20 protein-coding genes are annotated in these 22,962 nt (G+C 56.0%); 11 read left to right on the top strand and 9 right to left on the bottom strand.

Going from position 1 to position 22,962, the window contains the following annotated elements; translation table 11 throughout:
* Positions 1-11: 11 nt before the first annotated feature.
* Together SERS4_RS0113445 and SERS4_RS0113440 are read right to left on the bottom strand one after the other, a co-directional pair.
* Positions 12-1,319, bottom strand: coding sequence for an MFS transporter (locus SERS4_RS0113445; RefSeq protein WP_017892898.1), 1,308 nt, complete (start codon positions 1,317-1,319; stop codon positions 12-14).
* A 94-nt stretch (positions 1,320-1,413) separates the two neighbouring features.
* Entirely contained in the window at positions 1,414-2,364 is a 951-nt protein-coding gene (locus SERS4_RS0113440) for a 2-hydroxyacid dehydrogenase (RefSeq protein WP_017892897.1), read from the bottom strand.
* 360 nt (positions 2,365-2,724) lie between these two features.
* Here SERS4_RS0113440 and SERS4_RS0113435 point away from each other — a divergent pair, with 360 nt between their 5' ends.
* The 7 genes from SERS4_RS0113435 (at position 2,725) to SERS4_RS0113405 (ending at position 11,477) form a co-directional block, all read left to right on the top strand.
* Entirely contained in the window at positions 2,725-3,189 is a 465-nt protein-coding gene (locus tag SERS4_RS0113435; protein ID WP_012145224.1) for a rhodanese-like domain-containing protein, read from the top strand.
* A gap of 55 nt (positions 3,190-3,244) precedes the next feature.
* Entirely contained in the window at positions 3,245-4,204 is a 960-nt protein-coding gene (epsC, locus tag SERS4_RS0113430; RefSeq protein ID WP_017892896.1) for a serine O-acetyltransferase EpsC, read from the top strand.
* A gap of 164 nt (positions 4,205-4,368) precedes the next feature.
* On the top strand, positions 4,369-5,301 hold the full coding sequence (locus tag SERS4_RS0113425) for a family 2A encapsulin nanocompartment shell protein (protein WP_017892895.1): 933 nt from the start codon (positions 4,369-4,371) through the stop codon (positions 5,299-5,301).
* Complete coding sequence (locus SERS4_RS0113420) at positions 5,276-7,093, top strand: family 2A encapsulin nanocompartment cargo protein cysteine desulfurase (protein WP_026142381.1); 1,818 nt, start codon at positions 5,276-5,278, stop codon at positions 7,091-7,093. Before SERS4_RS0113425 ends, SERS4_RS0113420 begins: the two co-directional genes overlap by 26 nt.
* Before the next feature lie 333 nt (positions 7,094-7,426).
* Positions 7,427-7,900, top strand: coding sequence for a (2Fe-2S)-binding protein (locus tag SERS4_RS0113415; RefSeq protein ID WP_017892893.1), 474 nt, complete (start codon positions 7,427-7,429; stop codon positions 7,898-7,900).
* Positions 7,897-10,182 (top strand): molybdopterin cofactor-binding domain-containing protein, encoded by a 2,286-nt coding sequence (locus SERS4_RS0113410; RefSeq protein WP_017892892.1) that lies wholly within the window; start codon positions 7,897-7,899, stop codon positions 10,180-10,182. Before SERS4_RS0113415 ends, SERS4_RS0113410 begins: the two co-directional genes overlap by 4 nt.
* On the top strand, positions 10,179-11,477 hold the full coding sequence (locus SERS4_RS0113405; protein ID WP_017892891.1) for a cytochrome c: 1,299 nt from the start codon (positions 10,179-10,181) through the stop codon (positions 11,475-11,477). Before SERS4_RS0113410 ends, SERS4_RS0113405 begins: the two co-directional genes overlap by 4 nt.
* Before the next feature lie 268 nt (positions 11,478-11,745).
* Here SERS4_RS0113405 and SERS4_RS0113400 read toward each other — a convergent pair whose 3' ends face one another.
* Positions 11,746-12,660 (bottom strand): DMT family transporter, encoded by a 915-nt coding sequence (locus tag SERS4_RS0113400; protein ID WP_017892890.1) that lies wholly within the window; start codon positions 12,658-12,660, stop codon positions 11,746-11,748.
* A gap of 129 nt (positions 12,661-12,789) precedes the next feature.
* Between SERS4_RS0113400 and SERS4_RS0113395 the strand changes: the two genes are divergently transcribed.
* Positions 12,790-13,359, top strand: coding sequence for a helix-turn-helix domain-containing protein (locus tag SERS4_RS0113395; RefSeq protein WP_017892889.1), 570 nt, complete (start codon positions 12,790-12,792; stop codon positions 13,357-13,359).
* 10 nt (positions 13,360-13,369) lie between these two features.
* Here the strand turns inward: SERS4_RS0113395 and SERS4_RS0113390 are convergent, their stop codons facing one another.
* Positions 13,370-13,927 carry a GNAT family N-acetyltransferase gene (locus SERS4_RS0113390; RefSeq protein ID WP_017892888.1) on the bottom strand — a complete coding sequence of 186 codons (558 nt, stop codon included), beginning with the start codon at positions 13,925-13,927 and terminating at the stop codon, positions 13,370-13,372.
* 173 nt (positions 13,928-14,100) lie between these two features.
* Between SERS4_RS0113390 and SERS4_RS0113385 the strand changes: the two genes are divergently transcribed.
* Positions 14,101-16,044, top strand: a complete 1,944-nt coding sequence (locus SERS4_RS0113385) for a DUF3857 domain-containing protein (RefSeq protein ID WP_017892887.1) — start codon at positions 14,101-14,103, stop codon at positions 16,042-16,044.
* Positions 16,045-16,091: 47 nt separating this feature from the next.
* Here SERS4_RS0113385 and ggt read toward each other — a convergent pair whose 3' ends face one another.
* Together ggt and SERS4_RS0113375 are read right to left on the bottom strand one after the other, a co-directional pair.
* Entirely contained in the window at positions 16,092-17,765 is a 1,674-nt protein-coding gene (ggt, locus tag SERS4_RS0113380; protein WP_017892886.1) for a gamma-glutamyltransferase, read from the bottom strand.
* Between the two features lie 152 nt (positions 17,766-17,917).
* Positions 17,918-18,781: a LysR family transcriptional regulator gene (locus tag SERS4_RS0113375; protein ID WP_026142380.1), complete on the bottom strand. Its 864-nt coding sequence runs from the start codon at positions 18,779-18,781 to the stop codon at positions 17,918-17,920.
* Between the two features lie 148 nt (positions 18,782-18,929).
* Between SERS4_RS0113375 and SERS4_RS0113370 the strand changes: the two genes are divergently transcribed.
* Positions 18,930-20,057, top strand: coding sequence for an agmatine/peptidylarginine deiminase (locus SERS4_RS0113370; RefSeq protein WP_017892884.1), 1,128 nt, complete (start codon positions 18,930-18,932; stop codon positions 20,055-20,057).
* Here the strand turns inward: SERS4_RS0113370 and SERS4_RS26335 are convergent.
* The 3 genes from SERS4_RS26335 to SERS4_RS0113360 form a co-directional block, all read right to left on the bottom strand.
* Positions 20,032-20,235, bottom strand: coding sequence for a shikimate kinase (locus tag SERS4_RS26335; RefSeq protein ID WP_071593015.1), 204 nt, complete (start codon positions 20,233-20,235; stop codon positions 20,032-20,034). The genes SERS4_RS0113370 and SERS4_RS26335 overlap by 26 nt on opposite strands.
* A gap of 77 nt (positions 20,236-20,312) precedes the next feature.
* Positions 20,313-20,516, bottom strand: coding sequence for a hypothetical protein (locus tag SERS4_RS0113365; protein WP_017892883.1), 204 nt, complete (start codon positions 20,514-20,516; stop codon positions 20,313-20,315).
* Between the two features lie 88 nt (positions 20,517-20,604).
* On the bottom strand, positions 20,605-21,300 hold the full coding sequence (locus tag SERS4_RS0113360) for a TetR/AcrR family transcriptional regulator (protein ID WP_026142379.1): 696 nt from the start codon (positions 21,298-21,300) through the stop codon (positions 20,605-20,607).
* A 43-nt stretch (positions 21,301-21,343) separates the two neighbouring features.
* On the opposite strand from SERS4_RS0113360, the gene SERS4_RS0113355 reads away from it, so the two are divergent.
* Positions 21,344-22,858 carry an MDR family MFS transporter gene (locus SERS4_RS0113355; protein ID WP_017892881.1) on the top strand — a complete coding sequence of 505 codons (1,515 nt, stop codon included), beginning with the start codon at positions 21,344-21,346 and terminating at the stop codon, positions 22,856-22,858.
* Positions 22,859-22,962 lie beyond the last annotated feature (104 nt).

The following is a 22,962-nucleotide window of genomic DNA, read 5'->3' as shown; positions in this document are numbered from 1 at the left end:
TTCTTTGTTATTCAGGCGCGTTTGGCCTTATCCAACAGTGGGTCATGCGCCGGCTCGCTGCTGGTCAGGTCACATTCTCTCGGCAAGCGCCAGGCGATAATACCGGCGATGATCAGCGATACCGCCAACGCGCAAACCGCGACGTTTTGTCCGTACAGGTAGATCATCACACCGACCAGATAAGGCCCGCAGAACCCCCCCAGATTGCCCAGACCGTTAATCACACCGCGCGCGCCACCGGCGACCTCCGCCGAAGCGATACGCCCTGGCATCGACCAGAACGGGCTGGTTGCCGCCTTCAGGAAGAAGCCGCAAACCACTAATGCGATATAGGCTGCCACCACGTTATGGCGCAACACCACCGAAGCCAACAGCGCGGCGGCAAAGCAGAACAGGGAAACCATCACCCACAGGCGGCGCTTGCCGGTTTTATCGGTCAGCACCGAAATCAGGTAAATCCCCAGCAGGGTGGCGACGAACGGCAAAATGGCCAGGAAACCCACCGAGGCCATATTGCCACCGGTCAGGTTTTTCAGAATGGTCGGTAACCACAACGTATAGCCATAGTCGCCGGTCTGGTAGAAGAAGTTCAGCAATACCAGTTTCATCAGCCCCTTATTGCGGAACACGTCCTTCAACGGTGCGTTACTGACCGGCTGGGTTCTGCTGCGGGCCTGACGTTCGCGCGTCAGCTCGGTGATCAGATATTCGCGCTCACGGGCCGGTAACCAGCGCGCCTCCTGCGGCCGATCGCTGATCAACAGCCACCAAACGGCCAGCACCACCAGTGACAGCAAACCTTCGAGGATAAACAGCCAGCGCCAGTCGAGCTGGTTAATGATGGCGCCAGAAATGGGGGCGGTGAGCATGCCACCCAGCGGGGCGAACATCATGACGAAGGCGTTGGCTCGGCCCAGTTCTTTTTCCGGGAACCAGTTGCTGATCATGGTCAGCACCACCGGCAACATACCCCCTTCGGAAATACCCAACACAAAGCGCAAGATCAGCAATTGATAGTGATTAGTGACAAACCCGGTAGCCACCGAAACCACCGCCCAGGCGCACAGTGACCAGGCAATAAAACGTTTGCCGCTGCCGTTAACCGCAATGCGCCCACCGGGAACCTGCAAAAACAGATAACCGATAAAGAAGATACCGCTGGCCAAACCGGCCATCTGGCTGGTGATGCCCAAATCACTTTCCATACCGCCGGGCAGGGCAAAACTGATATTGACCCGGTCCATAAAGGAAATAATGCAGGCGATCAGGATCGGGGCAATAACCCGCAGCCAGCGGGTGTTGGGTATTTTATTATCCATGGCGATATCTCTTTATAAGGCGCAGGGAGAACCTCTCAATTCAATAAAGAGGTTCTGTGGTACGGCGATAATAAATTCGAAAGAAACGGCTTAATTATTCAATGGCGTGGGGTAACGGTGCCTGATTGAAAAAGGCTTCAACGTTGGTAAATACGATGTCGCTCATTTTTTGCCGGGTTTCCTGCGTGGCACTGGCAATATGCGGCTGCAACACGACATTATCCATGGCGATCAGCTCGGCAGGCACCTGTGGCTCGTGGGCATAAACATCCAGCCCGGCACCGGCAATGTCACCGTTTTGCAACGCGGCGATCAGGTCCTTTTCGTTGACAATGCTGCCACGGGCAATGTTGATCACCAGCGCATGCGCCGGCAACGCATCAAATACGGTTTTGTCCACCAGGCCTGCGCTGTCCTTGCCACCGGAGATGGCGATCACCAGAAAATCGCTTTCCCTCGCCAGCGCCAGCAAGTCCGGGTAATAAGCATAGGGCAGCGTGGTGTCCTGCCGATGGCTGGCATATTGGATACGCATGTTGAAACCGGCTGCGCGTTGGGCGATGGCGCGGCCGATGTTGCCCATACCAAAAATCCCCAGTCGTTTACCACTGACCTGCACCGATAAGCCCGGTGCCTCCTGCAGCCAGCGGCCTTCACGGACAAAACGGTCGTTATGGCAGAGCTGACGGGCGGTGGCCAACAGCAGCCCCAGCGCCATATCTGCCACGTCTTCGGTCAATGCACCGGAGGTGATGGTTACCGCGATGTCGCGCTGACGGGTGTAGTTCAGGTCAATGGCGTCGGTACCGACGCCGAACACTGCAATCAGCCCCAGTTGCGGTAGCTGCTCGAGCACCGGCGTGGTGACACCGATATCGCCACGGGTGACGACCGCGCGGAAGGTCTCACCTTTGACGGCCAGAAAAGCGACCGGGTCAGCTTGCTCATACAGCCGGTGCACCACAAAGGTTGCCTCAAGACGGGCCTGCAGGTTTTCCATCACTGGGGCAATTAACAGCACTTCATTGGGGGTAGCGGTCGTCATGGTTTCACCTGTTTAAAATAGCGTTGATACGTTATGGCTATCAAAGCGGTTTTCCGCAGGCGGTTTTGCGACAGATATCACGCTGAAGGATGTTAAAAAAGGGTGTTACCCGGAATGTGATCAACGGGGAAAAAGTGGTAACAGCAATCCGTAACATGTCGGCAGTAACGCCAAAATAAGGTTATTCCCGATAGTCGCATAATGATTTTCATTAGCCGTATTTTAGCTAAGTCCGGCTAGATGTTTTTACTATAAACCCTAATTAAAAGTTATTTATTCCTGCTCTGAAAAGGGTAATAGATTGGAATTAATCAAAGGGAATAAGCTGATTGAAAAATAGAGAAGACGCCGGAGGTTAATATGCCCGTAACATTAAATTACGCGACTGCACAACAGGTTAAGAACCATCCCAAGGTCAATGTTGATAGCCCGTACCCTGATCATCAAAGCACGCCAAACACCCCGATTTTCGAACGCGATCTGACGCCGGAGGCGAGCTGGCAATTAGTGAAGCTTGGAGCGGCAGTGTTGGTGGATATTCGCACCCCGGAAGAGCGCAAGACCTTCGGTTACGTTGAGCCTTCCTCGCGGGTTCCCTGGTTAACCGGATCGAATAAAATCCGCAATCCCCGTTTTTTCATTGAGTTAAGCAAGGTTGTCGATAAACAGCAGCCGATCATTTTGCTGTGCCAAACCGGTAAACGTTCCACGGATGCCCGACTTGCCGCCCTTAAGGCCGGTTACACCCAGGTCTATGGCGTGCTGGGCGGGGTTGAGGCAGCACGCCATTTGCCGTGGTTTACCGACGATAATCGGCACCCCTGAAGCAGGTTTGCCAGCAGGAATTTCGGCCATTTGAAGCGATGTAATAAGGGAAAATATGACTAACTTGTTCCAGATAAAAGAGCAGGCCCACTGGCAACTGGCCGACATTGTGAACGAACTGCGCACCACGCGGCTGCTCTGGCGTGAGCGCAGCGGCCAGTCTTCGCGCTCCGGGCACAAGGAACTGCCTTCCAGAGCGGTCGTCAACCAGATTGCCGAATCCCTGCGGGCCATACTCTTCCCGATGCGGCTGGGGCCGGACGATTTACGTCATGAAAGCGAAGATTACTATGTCGGCCATACGCTGGATGCGGTACTGAATGCCTTATTGGCTCAGGTGCGTCTGGCCCTGAGTTTCAGCCGTTCGGACGAGCAGGCCGCGACGCCCGGCGACGACGAAGCCATCAATCTGAAAGCGGTGGCGCTGGTTCGCCAGTTCGCCAGCGTGCTGCCGACAATCCGCAGTCGCCTGGATAGCGACGTTCTGGCGGCCTACCATGGCGACCCTTCGGCACGCAGCGTTGACGAGGTTTTACTGTGTTTCCCCGGCGTTAACGCCATTATCCATCATCGGTTGGCACACTATTTCTATCAGGTGGGCGTGCCGCTGTTGGCACGGATTATCGCGGAGAAGGCGCATGGTGAAACCGGTATCGATATTCATCCCGGCGCGCAAATTGACGACGGATTCTTTATTGACCACGGTACCGGCGTGGTGATTGGCGAAACCGCCGTTATCGGCAAGCGAGTGCGGCTCTATCAGGCAGTGACGCTGGGTGCCAAGCGGTTTGTGACCGAAGAGTCCGGCATCTTGCAGAAAGGGCAACCACGCCACCCGATTATCGAGGACGACGTGGTTATCTATGCCGGGGCCACCTTGTTGGGCCGGATCACCATCGGCAAAGGTTCTTCTATTGGCGGCAATGTGTGGCTGACGCGCAGCGTAAAACCCGGCAGCAATATCCGCCAGGCCAATATCCAGAGTGACAGCCAGGAGTTTGGTTCCGGGATTTGATGCTAATGGTTCGCTATTATTAATTATTCCACAGGGGGTGACGCTATTCGCTAATAGTAGGTTTGTTGCTATTTAATGATATTAACGCGCTATTTGATTGGCAGTTCTTAATTATTTATTCGCCATTATTTATTCGCCACCTATTTTTTCAGGAGAATCACCCGATGTCACAACAAAATGAAGCCCGGCTTGCATTAGGGGATAATGCTGCGCGGCAATTGGCCAACGCAACAAAAACCGCCCCGCAATTATCTATTCTGACGCCGCGCTGGCTGGTGCATCTGCTGCAATGGACGCCGGTAGAAGCGGGTATATTCCGGCTTAACAAGGTAAAAAATCCGCTCAATGTGCAGGTTGCCTGCTCGCAGCGAGATGAAGGATTATTACCGCAAACCTATGTTGATTACGAAGAGTCGCCGCGCGAGTATTTTCTTAATGCCGTGACCACCATTCTGGATGTGCATACCCGGGTATCCGATTTATACAGTAGCCCGCACGATCAAATTCGCGAACAGCTGCGTCTGACGATTGAAACCATTAAAGAGCGCCAGGAGAATGAGCTGATCAATAACCCTGAGTACGGGTTGTTGGCCAGCGTTGATGAGTCGCAACGTATTTCTACCCTGACCGGCGCGCCGACGCCCGACGATCTGGACGAATTGATCACCAAAGTATGGAAGGAACCGGGTTTCTTCCTGGCCCATCCTCTGGCCATTGCAGCCTTTGGCCGTGAGTGCACTCGCCGTGGCGTGCCACCGCCGACCGTCAGCCTGTTTGGTTCGCAGTTCCTCACCTGGCGCGGTCTGCCGCTGATCCCATCCGATAAGTTACCGATCGATGACGAGGGTAAAACCAAGATTATCCTGTTGCGTACCGGCGAAAAACGTCAGGGTGTGATCGGTCTGTATCAGCCGGGCGTCGCCGGTGAACAGAGTCCGGGGTTGTCGGTGCGCTTTATGGGGATTAACCGCAATGCGATCGCCTCCTACCTGATCTCACTTTATTGCTCATTGGCGGTTCTGACCGAAGATGCCGTTGCCGTTTTAGACGATGTTGATGTGAGCAAATATCATGACTATCCAGACAGTTACAAGTAGTTCATTGCCCCACCAGGCGCAGCCTCCAGCCGGTTTGCCGGACGTCAACGCCTTGGCCAATTTGGCCAATCAGATCTTCAGTGCCTTGCCTGGACGCGAGATTGGCGCGACGTTGCCGCAGGCTGCCGAGGGTGAACAGGCTGCGACGGTACTGCCGCAGTCCTATGCTCCGGCGCTGGAGCCGACACTGGCCACCGAGGTGCCTGAAGCGCCAACGTTGTCTGGTCGCCAGCAGGGCGTGCAGCGACAGGCTTTTCTGGCACCGCCCACGCTGCCTCAACCGCAGGGGCCGGTGGCGAGCGCCGGCTTCTATTTTTTGAAAGAAAACCAGCGTCAGCCGTCGGAGGCGGGGTTAGACAGCCTGGCGAACCAGGCGCTCACCGGTCAAGACTCGCTTAGCGATCAACCTTTTGCGGGGGCGATTAATGGCGGGCTGGAGGCGGTGATTGGCTCGCTGTTTCCGGCTGTCTCGCTACCCGTTCATGGTGTTGCACAGGATAATGCCAGCGGAAACTACTATTTTCTGGAACAGGGGCGGCCCGGGCGCGAAGCAACGCCGCAACAGCAACCGCGCAGCAGTTTTGATGTCCACGCAGTACGTCGCGATTTCCCCATCCTTGCGGAGCGGGTCAATGGCAAACCCCTGGTGTGGCTGGATAACGCGGCGACAACTCATAAGCCGCAGGTGGTGATCGATCGGCTGGCGTATTTTTATGCGCATGAGAACTCGAATATCCACCGTGCGGCGCATGAACTGGCTGCCAGGGCTACTGATGCCTATGAGGGGGCCAGAAACAGCGTAGCCCGCTTTCTCGGGGCCAAGTCGGCGGCGGAAATCATCTTTACCCGTGGCGCGACGGAGGCCATCAATCTGATTGCCAATACCTTTGGTCGTCAGCACATTGGCGAAGGCGATGAGATCGTGGTTTCCCAGTTGGAACACCACGCCAACATCGTGCCCTGGCAGCAGCTCGCCGCCAGCGTGGGAGCGAAAATTCGGGTGATCCCGGTGGACGATAGCGGGCAAATTCTGTTGGCAGAATACCGCAAACTGTTGTCATCGCGTACCCGTCTGGTTTCCATTACCCAGGTGTCCAACGCGTTGGGCACGGTGACCCCGGTGGAGGAGGTGATTGCGTTGGCGCATCAGGTCGGCGCGCGGGTGCTGGTCGATGGGGCGCAGGCGGTCTCGCACCTGAAGGTCAATGTGCAGGCGCTGGACGCGGATTTTTACGTATTCTCAGGCCACAAGGTGTTTGGCCCAACGGGTATTGGTGCGGTGTACGGTAAGGCAGAGCTGCTTGACACTCTGCCACCGTGGCAGGGGGGCGGAAATATGATTGCCGACGTCACCTTTGAAAAAACGCTGTATCAGCCGGCACCGGCTCGGTTTGAGGCGGGAACCGGTAACATCGCCGATGCGGTGGGGCTGGGGGCGGCGCTGGACTATGTCGAACGTCTGGGGCTGGACAATATCAATCGTTACGAGCATGAGTTACTGCAGTATGCCACCGATCGGTTGGTTCGTATTCCCGGCCTGCGTCTGATTGGCACCGCAGCCAATAAGGCCAGCGTGCTGTCGTTCGTGCTGAGCGGTTATCGTACCGAGGAGGTGGGGAATGCGCTAAACCATGAAGGCATTGCGGTGCGCTCCGGTCATCACTGTGCGCAGCCGATCCTGCGGCGCTTTGGCGTTGAGGCCACGGTGCGGCCTTCACTGGCGTTTTACAATACTTACGAAGAAGTGGATCTGCTGGCAGCGACCTTGCACAAGCTGGCCAAAGGGCGCTAACAGTTCCCCGAGGCTAATGACAAGGCTGCCTTTGATTCCGAGATACCCGGGCCTGGCGCACCGAGGGGCGCTCATGGGCTTTCTCGGCAGTCTGAGCGCTAACGGCGTCTGCTGATGTTCGACCCGGCATGGATCCTTCTGCGCCGGTTTTTTTCTGCCTGTCGGACTTAAAAGTACGGAAATTCATAATAAATACCCACTTTTCGGTAAAGCAATTCACGCTACATACCCTTAACATCACTAAGTGTTCTAATGATTATAATTAGCAGGCTGTGAATCATTCACCGCAGTGATATTACGGAGAAATCCGTTTAGTTAAGGATATATTTCACCATGGAAATCAAAATAAACGGCCGGATGGTCGCGCTTGACGACGTCTCGCCCGAGACGCCTTTACTCTACGTGTTACGCAACGATCTTGGCCTAAACGGCCCCAAATACGGCTGTGGTTTGGGGGAGTGCGGTGCCTGTACGGTGCTGGTCGATGGCGTTGCTGTTCGTTCTTGTTCCATCCCTCTGAGCGGTGCGCTTAATAAATCCATTACCACGCTGGAAGGCCTCGGTGAAGCGGGGCAATTGCATCCGGTGCAACAGGGTTTTATCGATGAGCAGGCCGCACAGTGCGGTTATTGCACCAACGGCATGATCATGACCCTGGTGGCACTGTTTGAACGCAACCCACAGGCCGATGAGCAACAAATCAAAAACGAACTGGCCTATAACCTGTGTCGTTGCGGCACCCATATCGAAATCCTGCGCGCCGCCGCCAAAGCCCGGCAGCTGTTGGCTGAAAGGGGGCAGGCATGAGCCGCCTGGAAATAACCCGCCGCCGCCTGTTACAGGCCGGTGGCGTGGTGATGGTTAGCAGCCTGTTGCCAGTTTCGCTTAATACCCTTGCCGCCGAGCCTGCCACCCTGGGCAGTTTGCCGCTGGATCGCGTGGACAGTTTTATCGGTCTGACCGCCGACGGCCGGGTCACCGCCTTTAACGGCCATGTGGATCTCGGTACCGGCATTCGCACGGCATTGGCGCAAATTGTTGCCGATGAAATCTGCGTCCCTTTTGATCAGGTTACGGTCATTCTGGGGGATACCCAGCGCACGCCGGATCAGGGGCCGACCATCGCCAGTGCCACCATTCAGGTGACTTCAATACCGCTGCGTCAGGCGGCGGCACAGGTGCGGCAATTGCTGTTGGGGCTGGCCGCTCGCGCTTTCGCGTTGCCGGTAGACAGGCTGCGTGCAGAAAATGGCCGGATATTTGCAGCGGATAAACCCCACGTCAGCCTGAGTTATGGCGATCTGGCCAGCGGGCAAAACTTACAGGTGGCACTGGATAAGACGGTCATATTGAAGAGCGTGACGGAGAGTCGTTACGTCGGCAAGGCGGTGCCTCGGGTGGATATCCCGGCCAAGGTCACCGGCCAACTGACCTATGTGCACGATCTTCGCCTGCCGGGCATGTTGCACGGCAGAGTGGTGCGGCCGCCTTATACCGGGGCTGACAGCAGTGCCCCGCTGGGCAGTGGGCTGCTGTCGGTGGACAGAGCTTCCATTGCTCATTTGCCCGGTATCGTAAAGTTGGTGGTGATTAACGATTTTATCGGCATCGTCGCCGAGCGTGAAGAGCAGGCGATCGACGCCATGCGCCAATTGAAAACCGTGTGGCGCCCGTGGTCCGGGCTACCGGATCTCTCGGGGGATGGGCTGCATGCGGCGTTGGTGGCTAACCCGAAAACCGACCGCGTACTGCGTGATGATGCGGGGATCGATGCCGCGCTGGGGTCGTTACATACCGAGGTTAATGCCGATTACGTCTGGCCCTATCATCAACATGCTTCCATCGGGCCTTCCTGTGCGGTGGCCGACGTCAGCAGTGACCATGCAGAAATTTGGTCCGGGACGCAAAACCCTCACGATCTGCGTAAAGACATTGCCCATTTGCTCGACTGGCAGCCGGAGCAGGTGCACATCAACCGTATGGAGGCCTCAGGTTGTTATGGCCGCAACTGCGCCGATGACGTATCGGCAGATGCCGCGCTGTTATCACAGGCGACCGGTAAACCGGTCAGGGTGCAGTTGATGCGCGAGCAAGAGTCGGGTTGGGAGCCCAAGGGCACCGGGCAGTTGATCCGGGTGCGCGGTGGGCTGGATCAGCACCGGCAGGTGGCGGCCTATGAGTTGAAAACCAGTTATCCCTCCAATAATGCCGTGACGTTGTCACTGGTGTTGGCCGGCAAGGTGGCCAATCGGGCCGACGTACAGCAGATGGGCGACAGAACCGCGATTCCACAGTATGAATATCCGAACATGCGAGTAATTTGCCAGGACGCTGCGCCAATCGTTCGGGCTTCCTGGATGCGCGGGGTGTCGGCGCTGCCCAACGTGTTCGCCCATGAGTCGTGGATTGATGAACTGGCATGGCATGCCGGGCAGGATCCGATCGTTTTCCGTCTGCAATATCTGAAAGACCCGCGTGCGGTCGCGTTGATCAATGCGCTGAAGAAACAGGCTAACTGGCAGCAGGGGCCGTCGCATCGCAACCCGGCACCGGATACGCAAGCGTGGGTCACTGGACGTGGCTTTGCCTATGCGCGTTACTTCCACAGCAAATTCCCCGGTTTCGGCGCCGCCTGGGCTGCCTGGGTGTGTGACCTTAGCGTCAATCGCCACAGCGGCCAGATCAAGCTCGATAAAATCTTTGTTGCCCATGACTGCGGACGCATCATCAACCCGGCCGGAGTGCGCCATCAGGTGCATGGCAATATTCTTCAGTCCGCCAGCCGGGTGCTGAAAGAGTTTGTCACCTTTGACGCTTCGGCGGTGACGTCGCTGGACTGGGGCGGCTACCCGATCCTGCGTTTTGACGAGTTGCCGCAGGTGGATGTTCAACTGCTGGACTATCCGGATGAGCCGCCGATGGGGGCGGGAGAATCGGCTTCGGTGCCGAGTGCGGCCGCCATCGCCAATGCGTTATTTGATGCGTTGGGAGTACGCCTGCGGGAGGTGCCCTTTACTCCCGAGCAGGTGCTGAAAGCGTTAAAACAGCAGGCTTCCGCCAACGCAGCAACCAGGGATAAGTCATTATGAGCAAATTAAAGAAAGCCGCTGGATGGGGCAGCCTGGCCGTCGTCGCCGTAGCAGTCACCGGCGCTATTATCAGCTGGCAGCCGGAAATTGCACCTCGTGATGTGAACGAGACCCAGGTTTTTAGCCAGCAACAGATTGCCCGTGGCAAAATGCTGGCCGATCTCGGCGACTGTTCGGTTTGCCATACCCGGCCGGGCGGTAAACGCAATACCGGCGGGCTGGCGATGGAGATCCCATTCGGCACCATCTACACCACCAACATCACTCCTGATAACGAAACCGGCATTGGAAAATGGTCGTATGCCGCCTTTGAACGGGCAATGCGTCATGGGGTCGATCGCCAGGGGCGCTATCTCTATCCTGCCTTCCCCTATACCGCCTTTACCCGTACCAGTGACGAAGATCTGCAGGCGTTATACGCCTACCTGATGTCGCAACCGGCGGTGAACTACCAGCCACCCGTTACCGCACTGAGTTTTCCGTTTAACATTCGCCAGGGCATAGTCACCTGGAACTGGCTATTCCTGACGCCGGGCGCGATGAAGGCAGACCCCGACCAAAGCGCCGAATGGAACCGGGGAGCCTATCTTGCCGAGGGGCTGGGTCATTGCAGCGCCTGTCATTCACCCCGCAATCTGATGTTTGGCGAAAAAGGCGGCAGTGCGCACTTGACCGGCGGCGTGGCGGAGGCCTGGACGGCGCCGTCGCTTACCGGCAGTTCGGTGGCACCGCTGGATTGGACCCGGCAGGATCTCCTCAGCTTTATGCGCAGCGGATATTCAGCAAATCACGGCGTAGCGGCAGGGCCGATGGCACCGGTAATTGAAGAGGGGCTTTCACGCCTGCCGGAGCAGGACCTGCAGGCCATCGCTACCTATCTTCGCAGCTACCATCCGCAGCAGCCCAGAGTCGCAGAGGCACAAAGACTGAACGACTGGGCAGAGTTAAAAACGCAGCCGTTAACCACCGAAGGGGCGCGTATTTTCTCCGGGGCCTGTATGGCTTGCCATGCTCAGGAAAAGGGGGCGCAAATGGCCGGTGTCAGGCCTTCACTGGCGCTGAATACCAATCTGTTTGCCGATACGCCAGACAATGCGATTCGGGTGGTGCTGGACGGTATCCAGCGGCCGGCCAATATCAATCTGGGATATATGCCGGCATTCCGTCATAACCTGAACGATGCACAGATTGCGGCGTTGCTTGATTTCCTGCGGCAAAGTTACGCCGGGAAAGCGCCGTGGCCTGACCTGCAGACGCAAGTCAGCCGCTTACGCAGTGAGACTGAAGATAAATAGGTTTGGTAAATAGATAGGTTCGTTAAATTGGCGGGGGCCATTGCAGGCCCCCAATTTACTGAGTCACGCACAGCTCATTCCAGTAGCTGAAACGGACGCGCTGTTTCAGTCGGTTATTCCACAAATAAAGCGTCATCGTTTGTTCCTCCGCCATGTCTGTCTCAATAAATAACAGCTATTTCTCAACGGGGCGAATACCTTATTTTGCTGAGCTTTTGATATTTTTGGGATAACCCTGCCTGACGTGTATCGGTGATAAAAACGGGTTTTAAGGCGTTTGGCGCTCGTCCGCCAGACAGGGCTTTTTCTTCGCCCGCATCAGTCGCCAACCAAAGTTCATCCCCGCCGCCGCCAGCAAGATGGCCGCAGCGCCCAACAGTTGCATCAGGCTCAGGCGGTGGCCGAACACCGCCCAGTCGACGATAATCGCCACCAACGGATAGATAAACGACAAGGCACCCACCAGGCTGGTCGGGATTTTCTGGATCGCGCTGTACAACAGCGAAGACATCAACCCGGTATGCACCAGGCCAAGGGTTGCCAGCAGCAGCCAGGCATTTGCCGTTGATGGCAGAGCGTCCAGCCCGGCGAAGGGAGCCAACAGCACCACGCCAACGGTGAGCTGAATCAACACGATCAGATGCGGTGGCACCCCTTTCAACTGTTTGACAATCGCTGCCGCGACCGCATACATAAAAGCCGCACCCAGCGCCAGCATCACACCGGTAAAATAATGGGATCCGGAAGCAGCGCCTTCATGTTTTCCGTTAATAATCAGCAACATGCCGCCAAAGGCCAGCAGCAGCCAGCCGATTTTGTTTGCGGTCAGTTTTTCACCAAAAAACAACAGCCCCAGCCCGACCAACATAAAGGGTTGCACGTGGTAAGTGACCGTTGCCACGGCAATAGAGGCGTAGGAATAGGCAGCAAATAACAGCGTCCAGTTCAACACCAGCGCGATCCCACCCAGTACCGCTATTGCGGCCTGTCGCCGGGTTAACCGGCCCTTTTTCAGCAGGCCGAGCAGGGCGCAGGCAACCAGCATCGCCAGCGCGCCAAAGGCACAACGCCAGAAGACCACCGTGGTAGCCGGTTGCCCCAGCATCACCACCGGCCAGCCTACGGTGCCGGAAATCATCATGGCGAGCGTCATCTGCCATACGCCGCTGGTTTTCACCTTCATTCACCTTCTCCCCGTTTGCGCTCAGTGCTTGCCGACATCGGCAGTTACCATTAAAATGAACAACTGAACATTATGATGAACAGCCTGCAGCTGTTCGTCAAGTCGAACAAATGGATGATATGGTAAACAATGAGCGCTAATACCGACAGTAACCTCACTCCTATTGGCCTGCTTTCTAGCGCTATTCGCCGCGAACGCGAGCGGCTGGGGCTGTCGGTTACCGAGTTGGCCCGGCGGGCGGGTATAGCAAAATCGACGCTTTCGCAGCTGGAAACCGGCAACGGTAACCCCAGTCTGGAAACGCTGTGGGCGTTGGCGATGGCGCTGGATGTGCCGGTCAGCCGGTTAATCTCCCAGCCGCGTCAGCACGTGCAGGTGATCCGCGCCAATGAAGGGGTGACCACCGTTTCCGAGCAGGCCAATTACGCCGCGACCTTGTTGGCGACCTGTCCGCCGGGCGCGCAGCGCGATATTTACCGCCTGAGCGTGCAACCGGGCGAGGCACGCATTTCGCGCCCGCATATGCCGGGCACCATTGAGCACGTGATTATCAGTAGTGGCAGGGCGCTAGTCGGGCCGAAGGACCAGGCGGTGGAGTTGAGTCCGGGGGATTACATCAGCTACTCCGCCGATCGGGAGCACATTTTCGAAGCCCTGGCAGCGGATACCACGGCGGTGATGCTGATAGAGCAAGGCTAGTCCCATTGGGTCACTCAGGCAGGTGTTCTGTGTAAAAGGTCATCTTTTGATAATGGTCGTTGAGCAGATTGACCTCCGCCGTCACGTTGAACCCCAGCGTTTGATACATTCTGCCCAGATAGGGTTTACTCTTGTCGGCCAGCAAACCGACCTTTTGGAAACCCTGTTTTTTGGCCTCAAGCGTCACCTGATTAACCAAATGTTTGGCTATGCCCTTGCCCCGGCATTCTGGTAACACCGCCAGAGAATCAATATAGATTTCATCCGGTTCAGACTCATTTTCCATATCGGGCAAATGTTCGGTGATGGACTGAAAACCGGATTCATCTTCACCGCGAAAGTAGAGGATACAACCCAGGATCCCGCTGTGGCTTCTGGCGACAAAGATGTTTCTGTAACTGAAGTAGATATCATCACGACTGAAATTGATTTCGTACTGGTGGAGGGCATCGTTAATATCATCCTTACCGGAAAGAGCCAATACGGCATCTTTATCTGCCAGGGAGATGAGCCTTACAATTTCTGCCGCATCGGTTTTTTTCGCTTTTTCGATAATGATATTTTCCATAAATTGCCTTCCTTTTAAAACGTGGCCTTTGTACTTTGAAACTTGCTGCCCGAATGATACCTCGGATCCTGTCAGGCGAATCGGTATTTTATTGAAAACGCTTCTCATTTATACTATTGTGCCGCGCCTGATTAAGGCCACCGTCATGGTTTAACAACCTTCAAGGACTGAAGATGAAAATTGTTGTTCCCTCGATACTTTTGCTTGCCGGTCTGACTGCGGCGCAACCGGCAACGCTGCTGGCTGCAGAGGCCCCGACGGCTACCGCGCAGGAAAACGCTGCCCGTAATGATTTTAGCTTTGTGCGTTACCGCGCCGATTATCAAGTGCGAGCCAATGCCAGCAATGTGAAAACCGAGAGCTACGAAGTCCTGCTCAAAACCAAAGCCGCGGTCGAGAAATTCAGCCAAATCCGCCTGAGTTACAGTGAGAAAATGGAAACGCTGGAGGTGCTCTCCGCTTATACGTTGACCGCCGATGGCCAGCGCCATGATGTGGCACCCGATCGCATCTATACCCAGGAAAGTTATTCCAGCGCCTCGGCGCCCTTGTATGCCGATCGCAAGGTACGGGTTATCGTCTTCTCCAACCTGGCACCGGGTTCACGCGTGGTGTATGAACTGCGTCGCACGCAAAACACGCCGTATTTCCCGGATTACTTTGGCCTGTGGGAAACCTTCAGCGTATTCGACCAATTTGATGACGCGGAAGTTAACCTGCTCGCGCCGGCAGATTTGCCGATGCATGTGTTTACCCGTGGCGTGGAAGGTGGCAATGCACCACAGATTAGCAATGGCCAGGCACACTGGCGCTGGCGTTATCAGCGCAGCGATCCGCTAAAGGCCCAGAACTGGTCGGCGAACAGTTGGACGTTCAGCCCAACCATCATGGCCAGCACCTACCGTGAATGGCCGCAGTTGGCCAAAGCCTACCAGTTGAAGGCCGGCCAGGCGGCGAAAGTCACCCCGGCAGTGCAAGCCCTGGCGGATAAAATCACCAGCGGTATCAGCGATCGTCGTGAGCAGACGGCGGCGATCTACCGCTGGGTGGCACAGAATATTCGCTACGTTGCCGTGTATTTGGGCAACGGTGGGCTGGAGCCCAATTCGGCGCAGAGTATCCTCGATAACCATTACGGGGACTGCAAGGATCACGTGGTGCTGCTGGAGGCGTTGTTGGCCGCCAAGGGCATCGTCAGTTCGCCGGTGCTGATCGGCATGGATGAAGGGCCAACTCTGCCAACGGTGCCGCTGTTGGGGCGCTTCAACCACGCGATTACCTACGTGCCGGAATTCAATCTGTATCTGGATTCAACTAATCCCTGGGCTCGTTTTGGTCAACTGCCAGGGGCCGATCTCGGGGCGCCGGTGTTGATCACGCGCGAAGCGAAATTGGCACGCACCCCAGACAATGATGAACTGCGTAATAACACGTCACTCAGCGTGGACTTTGTCTTCGATAAAGCGGGCAATATGCGTGGGCAGACGGAGCGCAAACTGGGTGAGGTGGATGAGATTGACCTGAGGGGCTATTTTTCCCAACTTAACCAGCAAAACCAGGCACGGGTGGAAGAAACCATTATGGCGTCTTCCGGTATTGATGGCCGTGGGGAAATTGCACTGCATGGCGATCCACTCGATCTCAAAAAGCAGTTTGGTTACAGCTATCGTTTCAAGGCCGAGGACTATGTCGATTTTGGCGTGGTCGGCGGGATGACGGTGCCAACGCCGCCCGGTGGGAAATCTTTCCGTACGCTTTACTCGACGACGTCGGCACCGACCAACGAAACGCCGTTCTATTGCACCGCACAACGCTATGATGAGACCTATCGTCTGAGTTTGCCCACCGGCGTGCCGATCATTGCGGTTCCAAAGAACCAGCAGTTCAATAATGCCGCCGGTGAATACCGGGTGACATGGCAGTTGGAGGGACGGCAGGTGATGGTTAACCATCGGTTGCAGATGAATGCCGTTCGCGGCAAGGATGCCCTCTGTCAGCCGCAGGATTACCCGGCATTCCGCGAGCTGTTCCAGCAGGTACGTCGCGGTTTCCGTGGGCAGGTGGTTTATGGTGAATTGACTCAAGGGGCCGTTAAAGCGGCTACGGCTGCGAGGTAATAAAGCCAACCGGGCGGGCTTACTGTGAAGCCGCCCGGTTTTTATCGTTACTTTTTCACCACCAATCCCACGCCGCGGCCACGAGGGTCGGACGCCGTCTCTGGCGTATCGCCGTTGACGCGGATCGCCTGAATATCCCCCATATACCAGCCCTGATCTTCCAGCTTATAGCCCATGGCTTTCAGTTGTTCCGCTACTTTGCCGGTCAGTGGGGCAAAGCTGTCGAAGAAGATGGTGTCTTTAGGGAGAAGTTGGTGATGAACGCGTTGGGCGGCCACGGCTTTGTCCAATGGCAGTTGGTAATCATAGATGTTGTTGATCACCTGGAAAATCGAGGTGAAAATGCGCGAGCCGCCGGGGGTACCAATCACCAGGCTGACGTTACCGTCACGGGTGATAATGGTCGGGCTCATGGATGAAAGCATGCGTTTACCCGGTTCAATGGCATTGGCATCGCTGCCGACCACGCCAAAAGCGTTGGCTACGCCCGGTTTGGCGCTGAAGTCATCCATCTCGTCATTCAGCAGGAAGCCGGCACCTTTCACCACCACACCGCTGCCAAAGTCCCAGTTCAACGTATAGGTGTTGCTGACCGCATTGCCCTGGGCGTCAACAATCGAGAAATGGGTAGTCTGGTGCGGTTCTAGGCCAGGACGCACTTTTTCGGTTGGCGAAATGGCGGTGGGGTTGATCTCCGCTGCGCGTTTTTGCAGGTAGTCCGGCGCGACCAGTTGAGCTACCGGGACCTTGGCAAAGTCCGGGTCGCCGAGGTAATCAGCGCGATCGGCAAACACGCGTTTCTCTATTTCCGACAGCAGGTGAATATAACGTGCGGAGTTAAGTTCTACGCCTTTGAAGTCGGCGGCACGATCTTCTTTGATCCCCAGCAACTGCGCCAGCGCAATGCCGCCAGAACTGGGCAGCGGGGCGGTGTAAAGGGTATTGCCGCGCCAGGAGATTTGCATTGGTTCACGCCATTTAACCCGGTAGTCAGTCAGATCGGCCTGGGTAATCAGGCCGCCATCGTGCTGCATCTGGGCCACCAGCAGTTTGGCCGTTTCCCCCTGATAGAAGTCTTCGGCGCCTTTATTGGCGATGCGCTCCAGCGTTTTGGCCAACTCCGGTTGTTTAAACACCGCGCCGGGTTTCATACTGCCAAAGTAATCGCCAAAGTTGGTTTTTCCGGCGAACAGCTTGTTGGCGTCTTCACGGTACTGATATTGCTGATCGGCGACCTTAAAACCTTGCTGCGCGTAGCCGATGGCCGGGGTCAACAGCTCCGCCCAGGGTAATTTACCAAAGCGTTTATGTGCCTCCCACAGCCCCAGCACCGTGCCGGGCACTCCGGCGGCCTTGGTCCCCACCAAACTGAGGTTTTCAATCACTTCACCTTTTTCGTTCAGGTACATGGTTTTGGTAGCGGCTTTGGGGGCGATTTCACGGTAGTCGAGGAAATAGGGTTTGCCGTCGACGTACAGCGTCATAAAGCCGCCGCCGCCAATGTTACCGGCTTCCGGGTAGGTCACGGCCAGGGTAAAAGCGGTGGCGACTGCCGCATCGACCGCATTACCCCCGGCCTGCAAAATTTGTGCGGCCACTTTGGCACCGTATTGATCCGGTGCCGCTACGGCGCCGGCATTCAGATTTGCGGCCAACACCGAGGGGCTAAGAGTGGCGAGTGCCACGCTGAGTGCTAAGGTTTTTAATAAGCCAGAATGCATAGCGGTTCCTTTTCGAATTGAACGATGGCAGGTGACTTCAATCTCAACAATTACTTAGCGCCATTCTGTGCAGGTTTTCGGGCGCCTGATTGAAGGTAGCATCGCTCAATCCGCCATGCTTTATCCGCTGCATGGATCCGTGAACTGGAGCGTTAAACGGTGGACGGTAATTGTGTTAGCAACCACTCACAAAACTGCCGGGTATGCGGGTTATGTTCGCTGTCGCGGTGGACAAGCAAGGCCCAGTGGGGTCCGCGTACGCTTTGTTCCGTCAGGGGTTGCAATACGCCTTTTGCCTGCGCCTGTCGGGCCAGCAATTGACTGACCAGCGCGATCCCCAGGCCATCGCAGGCGGCATCCAGTAACAGGCCAGGATCCGAGAAATTCAGCCCATGGCTGCTTTGCCCGACATTGACGCCGCCCTGAACGGCCCAATGGCTCCAGTCCATCTCACGTTCGCCGTGCAGGGTGGTTCGTTGCTCAGCCTCCAGTTTCAGTACGTCAGGATGGCCAGCCGGATAGAGTCGGTCCTGATGTAATACCCGGAGGCTGCATTCGGCTTGTGCGCTGAGATCGTCACGGATCGCCAGATCGACGGTTTCCGTTGCCATATCCGGTGGGGCGAAGGTGGTGAACAGCCAAAGGTCGATATCCGGGTGCTGCCGATGAAAACTCTTCAGGTTCGGCACCAGCCAGTGGCGGGCAAACGCCGGAGTGGTATTGACGATCAGTTGGTTGGGTTTGCGGTATTGATCCAGACGGCGGATGCCGACTGCCAGTTGTTGCAGCATCACCTGGGCGGTGCTGTACAGATCGTGCCCGGCGTCGGTCAGGCTGACGCTGCGGCCGCTGCGGAAAAACAACGGTTGTTCCAGATAGGCTTCCAGGCTGCGTATTTGCTGACTGATCGCCGACTGGGTGAGGTGCAGCTCATCGGCGGCCTGGTGGAAACTGCCCAGGCGGGCAGCGGCTTCAAAACCACGTAACGCGTTCATCGGGGGCCAGTGCTTTAGCATTATTGATAAGCCTATCTAATCAGGTGTCTGCTAAATGTATCCTTTGTTATGGCAGTGTTGGAAGCTTTAACATGTATTACATCGAAATCACGCCGTCTTTCACTGAACAGAATATCTTATTTAAATGACGGCAATACAGGAGCTAACCATGTCAACGCGTCGTGAATTTATTAAGCAGGCATCCCTGATTGCCGGCATGAGCCTGACGGCATCCATGGGGCTGACGTTATCCGCCCATGCCGCGCCAGCCGTGCGAGGAGAAGGCTGGCGTATGCCGGATGAAGGCGAGGAGCAGCAACGCGCTTTTATCGCCTTCGGTGCGCAGCGGGCTATTTGGGCTGATTACACTGCGGGTGTGCAGGATGCTTTGGGGCGCATAGCTCGGGCGATCGCTCAATATCAACCGCTAACCGTATTTTGCCGTGAGAGTGAACGTCGTCTGGCGGAAGAAAAATGCGGCAGCCACAATGTGACCTTTATTGTCACCGAGCTTGATGATATCTGGATGCGTGACATTGGCGCCAATTTTGTCGTCAATCAGGCGGGCAAACTGGGGGCGGTGGACTTTAACTTTAACGGTTGGGGCAACAAACAGCAGCACCGCTACGATGCGCGTTTGGCGGCGTTTGAAGCCAGTCATTACGGTGTGGCCAACATATGGCGCAGCGGACTGGTGGGGGAAGGCGGCGGCATCGAAGTGGATGGCCACGGCACCGGTATCATGACCGAGAGCAGTTGGGTCAACAAGAACCGTAACCCAGGCTGGAGTCGTGATCGGGTGGAGCAAGAGTTGAAAGAGATGCTCGGGCTGCGCAAAATTATCTGGCTGCCGGGGATTAAAGGGAAAGATATCACCGACGCCCACGTCGATTTCTACGCCCGTTTTGCCAGCCCGGGAGTCGTGGTGGCCAATCTGGACACCGATCCCGACTCTTACGACCATAAAGTGACCCAGGCGCATTTGGCGATCCTCAAACAGGCGACCGATGCCGATGGCCGCAAGTTGCAGATACATACCATGTCGCCGCCGATGGAACCGCGCCGTAGCCGTTTCAGCAAGGGTAATCCGGACTTTGCGGCGGGATATATCAATTACTTTGTGATCAACGGCGCGGTTATCGCTCCCGAATTTGGCGATCCGGATGCGGATGGTGAAGCGTTGCGATTATTAACCGAGCTTTATCCCGATCGTGAAGTCGTGCAGTTGAATATTGACGCCATTGCCGCAGGCGGCGGGGGCATTCACTGCGTCACCAATCAACTGCCGGCGGTTTAAGTCGGGTAACAGTGCAGGGCCGGCTCTGGCTCTGCCTATTGATTGCTTTGTTCATGATTCTTTCGCAGAATTCATCATCGAGGTCTATTAGATTATATCCCAGCGTAGCAGACAGGATTTTGCCAACGGTACTTTTACCAGCACCGCCGGGACCTATCAGAAAAATATAATCTGCCATACCTTCTCCATCAACATTAGTCTCATCGTTAGAATCAACTTGGTACAGGGGTTTAAAAATTTTTTATTTATAAAAATTTAGCCTTCATCTTTTAGTTTCAAAACATACTTTTTCCAGAAGTGGCTGGAAAGGAAGGCATAAAGCAGGGTGACGATGATTGAAGCAAGGCAGGCATTAAACAAAGAACCGGGGAAGTGAAACTCCCTGATATGGGTTATCAAATAGACGGTAAAAGAGACGCCCGCGACCAGCTTTAATCTTTTGAGCCTTTCCTGCTTCATAGCTAAACCCTTTATCCTAAAGAGGTGAGGTCATAATCTCTCATTTCTCCGACCGAACGTAAAATCATTAATGCCCGTTTTCAATACCTCAGCGCTTTGGCCCCAGACCGTGGGTCAGCAGCGTAATGGCGTGACGGGCGATAATATCGGCGCTTAGTGGGTTGCTGTCATCACGGTGCCATTTGGGCGCGGTGGCCAACGGCAACAGCGTCATGCCAAACAGGGTGATAAACAGCAAAGAGGGTTCCAGTCCTGCATGCAGTTTACCTTCCGCCTGCCAACGGATGATCGATTGCAGCGCACCTTTGCGCTGGGTGTCGCCAAAACGCTCGTTCATGCGCTGCTTCAGTACGCCGTTATCACTCATCACCTCACGCAGCCACAGCGGGGGAAACCACGGGTGCTCGCTGGAAATATCAATAAACCGCTGCGCCAATTGGGTAAATGCGGCCACCGGATCGTCGGTATTGGCGTCAAAAACGCTGCTGGCAGCGAGCCTCACCGGCATAAAACGTTCGTCGATCAACACATCCAGCAGCTGTTCACGGTTGTGAAAGTAGTAGTGCAGCATGGCTGGAGTCACGCCGGCCTCACGGGCGATGGCGTTCAGCGATGTTTCGGCAATGCCCTGACGGGCAAACATATTTAGCGCCGTGTCGAGCAAATGCTCGCGCTTTTCTGCGCCATTGGCGCTGCCGCTGGGGCGACCGGGGCGGCGTGGTTTTTGAACGTTTTGTGCTGTCATCGCGGTGAGATCCATTGACCGGAGAAAAGAATAACCCATATATTAATTACCCGATTAATTAATTACAAGCAGGCTCGGCTAAATGGGTATTGATAACGTAGCAGGCAACGAAGAAAGCGGCAGGGAGTCTGAACAGGCACCCTCGATCCGCTTGCTGTTCTCCGCGCTGCTGCTGGTTATGCTGCTGGCAGCACTCGATCAGACCATTGTATCTACCGCATTACCGACCATCGTCGGCGAATTTGGTGGCCTGGAGAATCTGTCGTGGGTGGTGACCGCCTATCTGTTGGCATCCACCATCGTGGTGCCGCTGTATGGCAAGTTTGGCGACCTGTTCGGTCGCAAGATAGTGTTGCAGATCGCCATTGTGGTGTTCCTGCTCGGTTCGGTGCTGTGTGGGTTGGCACAGAATATGACGGAACTTATCCTGATGCGTGCGCTGCAAGGGCTGGGCGGCGGGGGTCTGTTGGTGGTGACCATGGCGGTGGTCGGCGATGTGATCCCACCGGCCGATCGTGGACGCTATCAAGGGTTGTTTGGCGGGGTATTTGGTCTGGCGACGGTGGTCGGCCCGCTGATCGGCGGGTTGCTGGTGCAGCATTTCTCCTGGCGCTGGATCTTCTATATCAACCTGCCGCTGGGGATCTTCGCGCTGTTGGTGATCGGTGCGGTGTTCCAGTCCAAGGTTAACCGGGTGAAGCACGAAATTGACTTTCTGGGTGCCAGTTATCTGGCTGCCGCGTTGACCTGCATCATCCTGTTCACCAGCCAGGGCGGCACGGTGATGGCCTGGTCGGACGGTCAACTGTGGTGCATTCTGGCCTTTGGCCTGGTGTCGATAGGCGGGTTTATCTACGAAGAGCGGCTGGCGAGCGAGCCGATTATCCCGCTCGACCTGTTCCGTAATCGCACCTTTGTGCTCTGTGCATTGATAGGTTTTATCGTCGGTATGTCGCTGTTTGGATCGGTGACTTTCCTGCCGCTGTATCTGCAGGTAGTGAAGGATTCCACGCCTACCCAGGCCGGGATGCAGCTGCTGCCGCTGATGGGCGGGATTATGCTCAGTTCGATCATTAGCGGTCGGTTGATCAGCAAGCGCGGCAAATACCGCATTTTCCCGATTATCGGCACCCTGTGTGCCCTGGCAGGCATGGTGTTGCTGGGGACGTTGAAAAACTCGACCCCGGTGCATTTGCTGTACCTCTACATCAGCCTGCTGGGGTTGGGGCTGGGTATGGTGATGCAGGTAATGATCCTGGCGGCGCAAAACAGCGTAGAGCCTAAGCATATGGGGGTAGCGACCTCCAGCGCCACGCTGTTCCGCTCTATTGGCGGCTCTATCGGCGTGGCGGTGTTTGGCGCAATTTTTACCAATGTGTTGCACAGCCGCCTGGCCACCTTGCTGCCGGAGGGCGCAGAGCTGCCGCGTTCACTGGGGGCTGATGCCGTGCACCATTTGCCGGCGCAACTGCAAAATGACTACCTGCAGGCCTTCGGCGGTGCGATCCACTCGGTGTACCAGATTGCGGCGGGAGTAATGGCGCTGGCCTTTGCCTTGACCTGGCTGTTGAAAGACGTGCCTCTGCGCAAGAAATAAACCCTGAGCCGGTGCACGAAATGCGTGCGTACCGGCTATCCACTCGCTCTGCAGTGCACTTTTACTGAATCCTTACGGAACCCTGTCAGACTAAAAACGTCGCT

The sequence above is a fragment of the Serratia sp. S4 genome (assembly GCF_000347995.1).
In the GTDB taxonomy this organism is placed as follows: domain Bacteria; phylum Pseudomonadota; class Gammaproteobacteria; order Enterobacterales; family Enterobacteriaceae; genus Serratia; species Serratia quinivorans.
The sequence above is the reverse complement of the archived record's forward strand: the minus strand, read 5'-3'. Positions and strand labels throughout refer to the sequence as shown.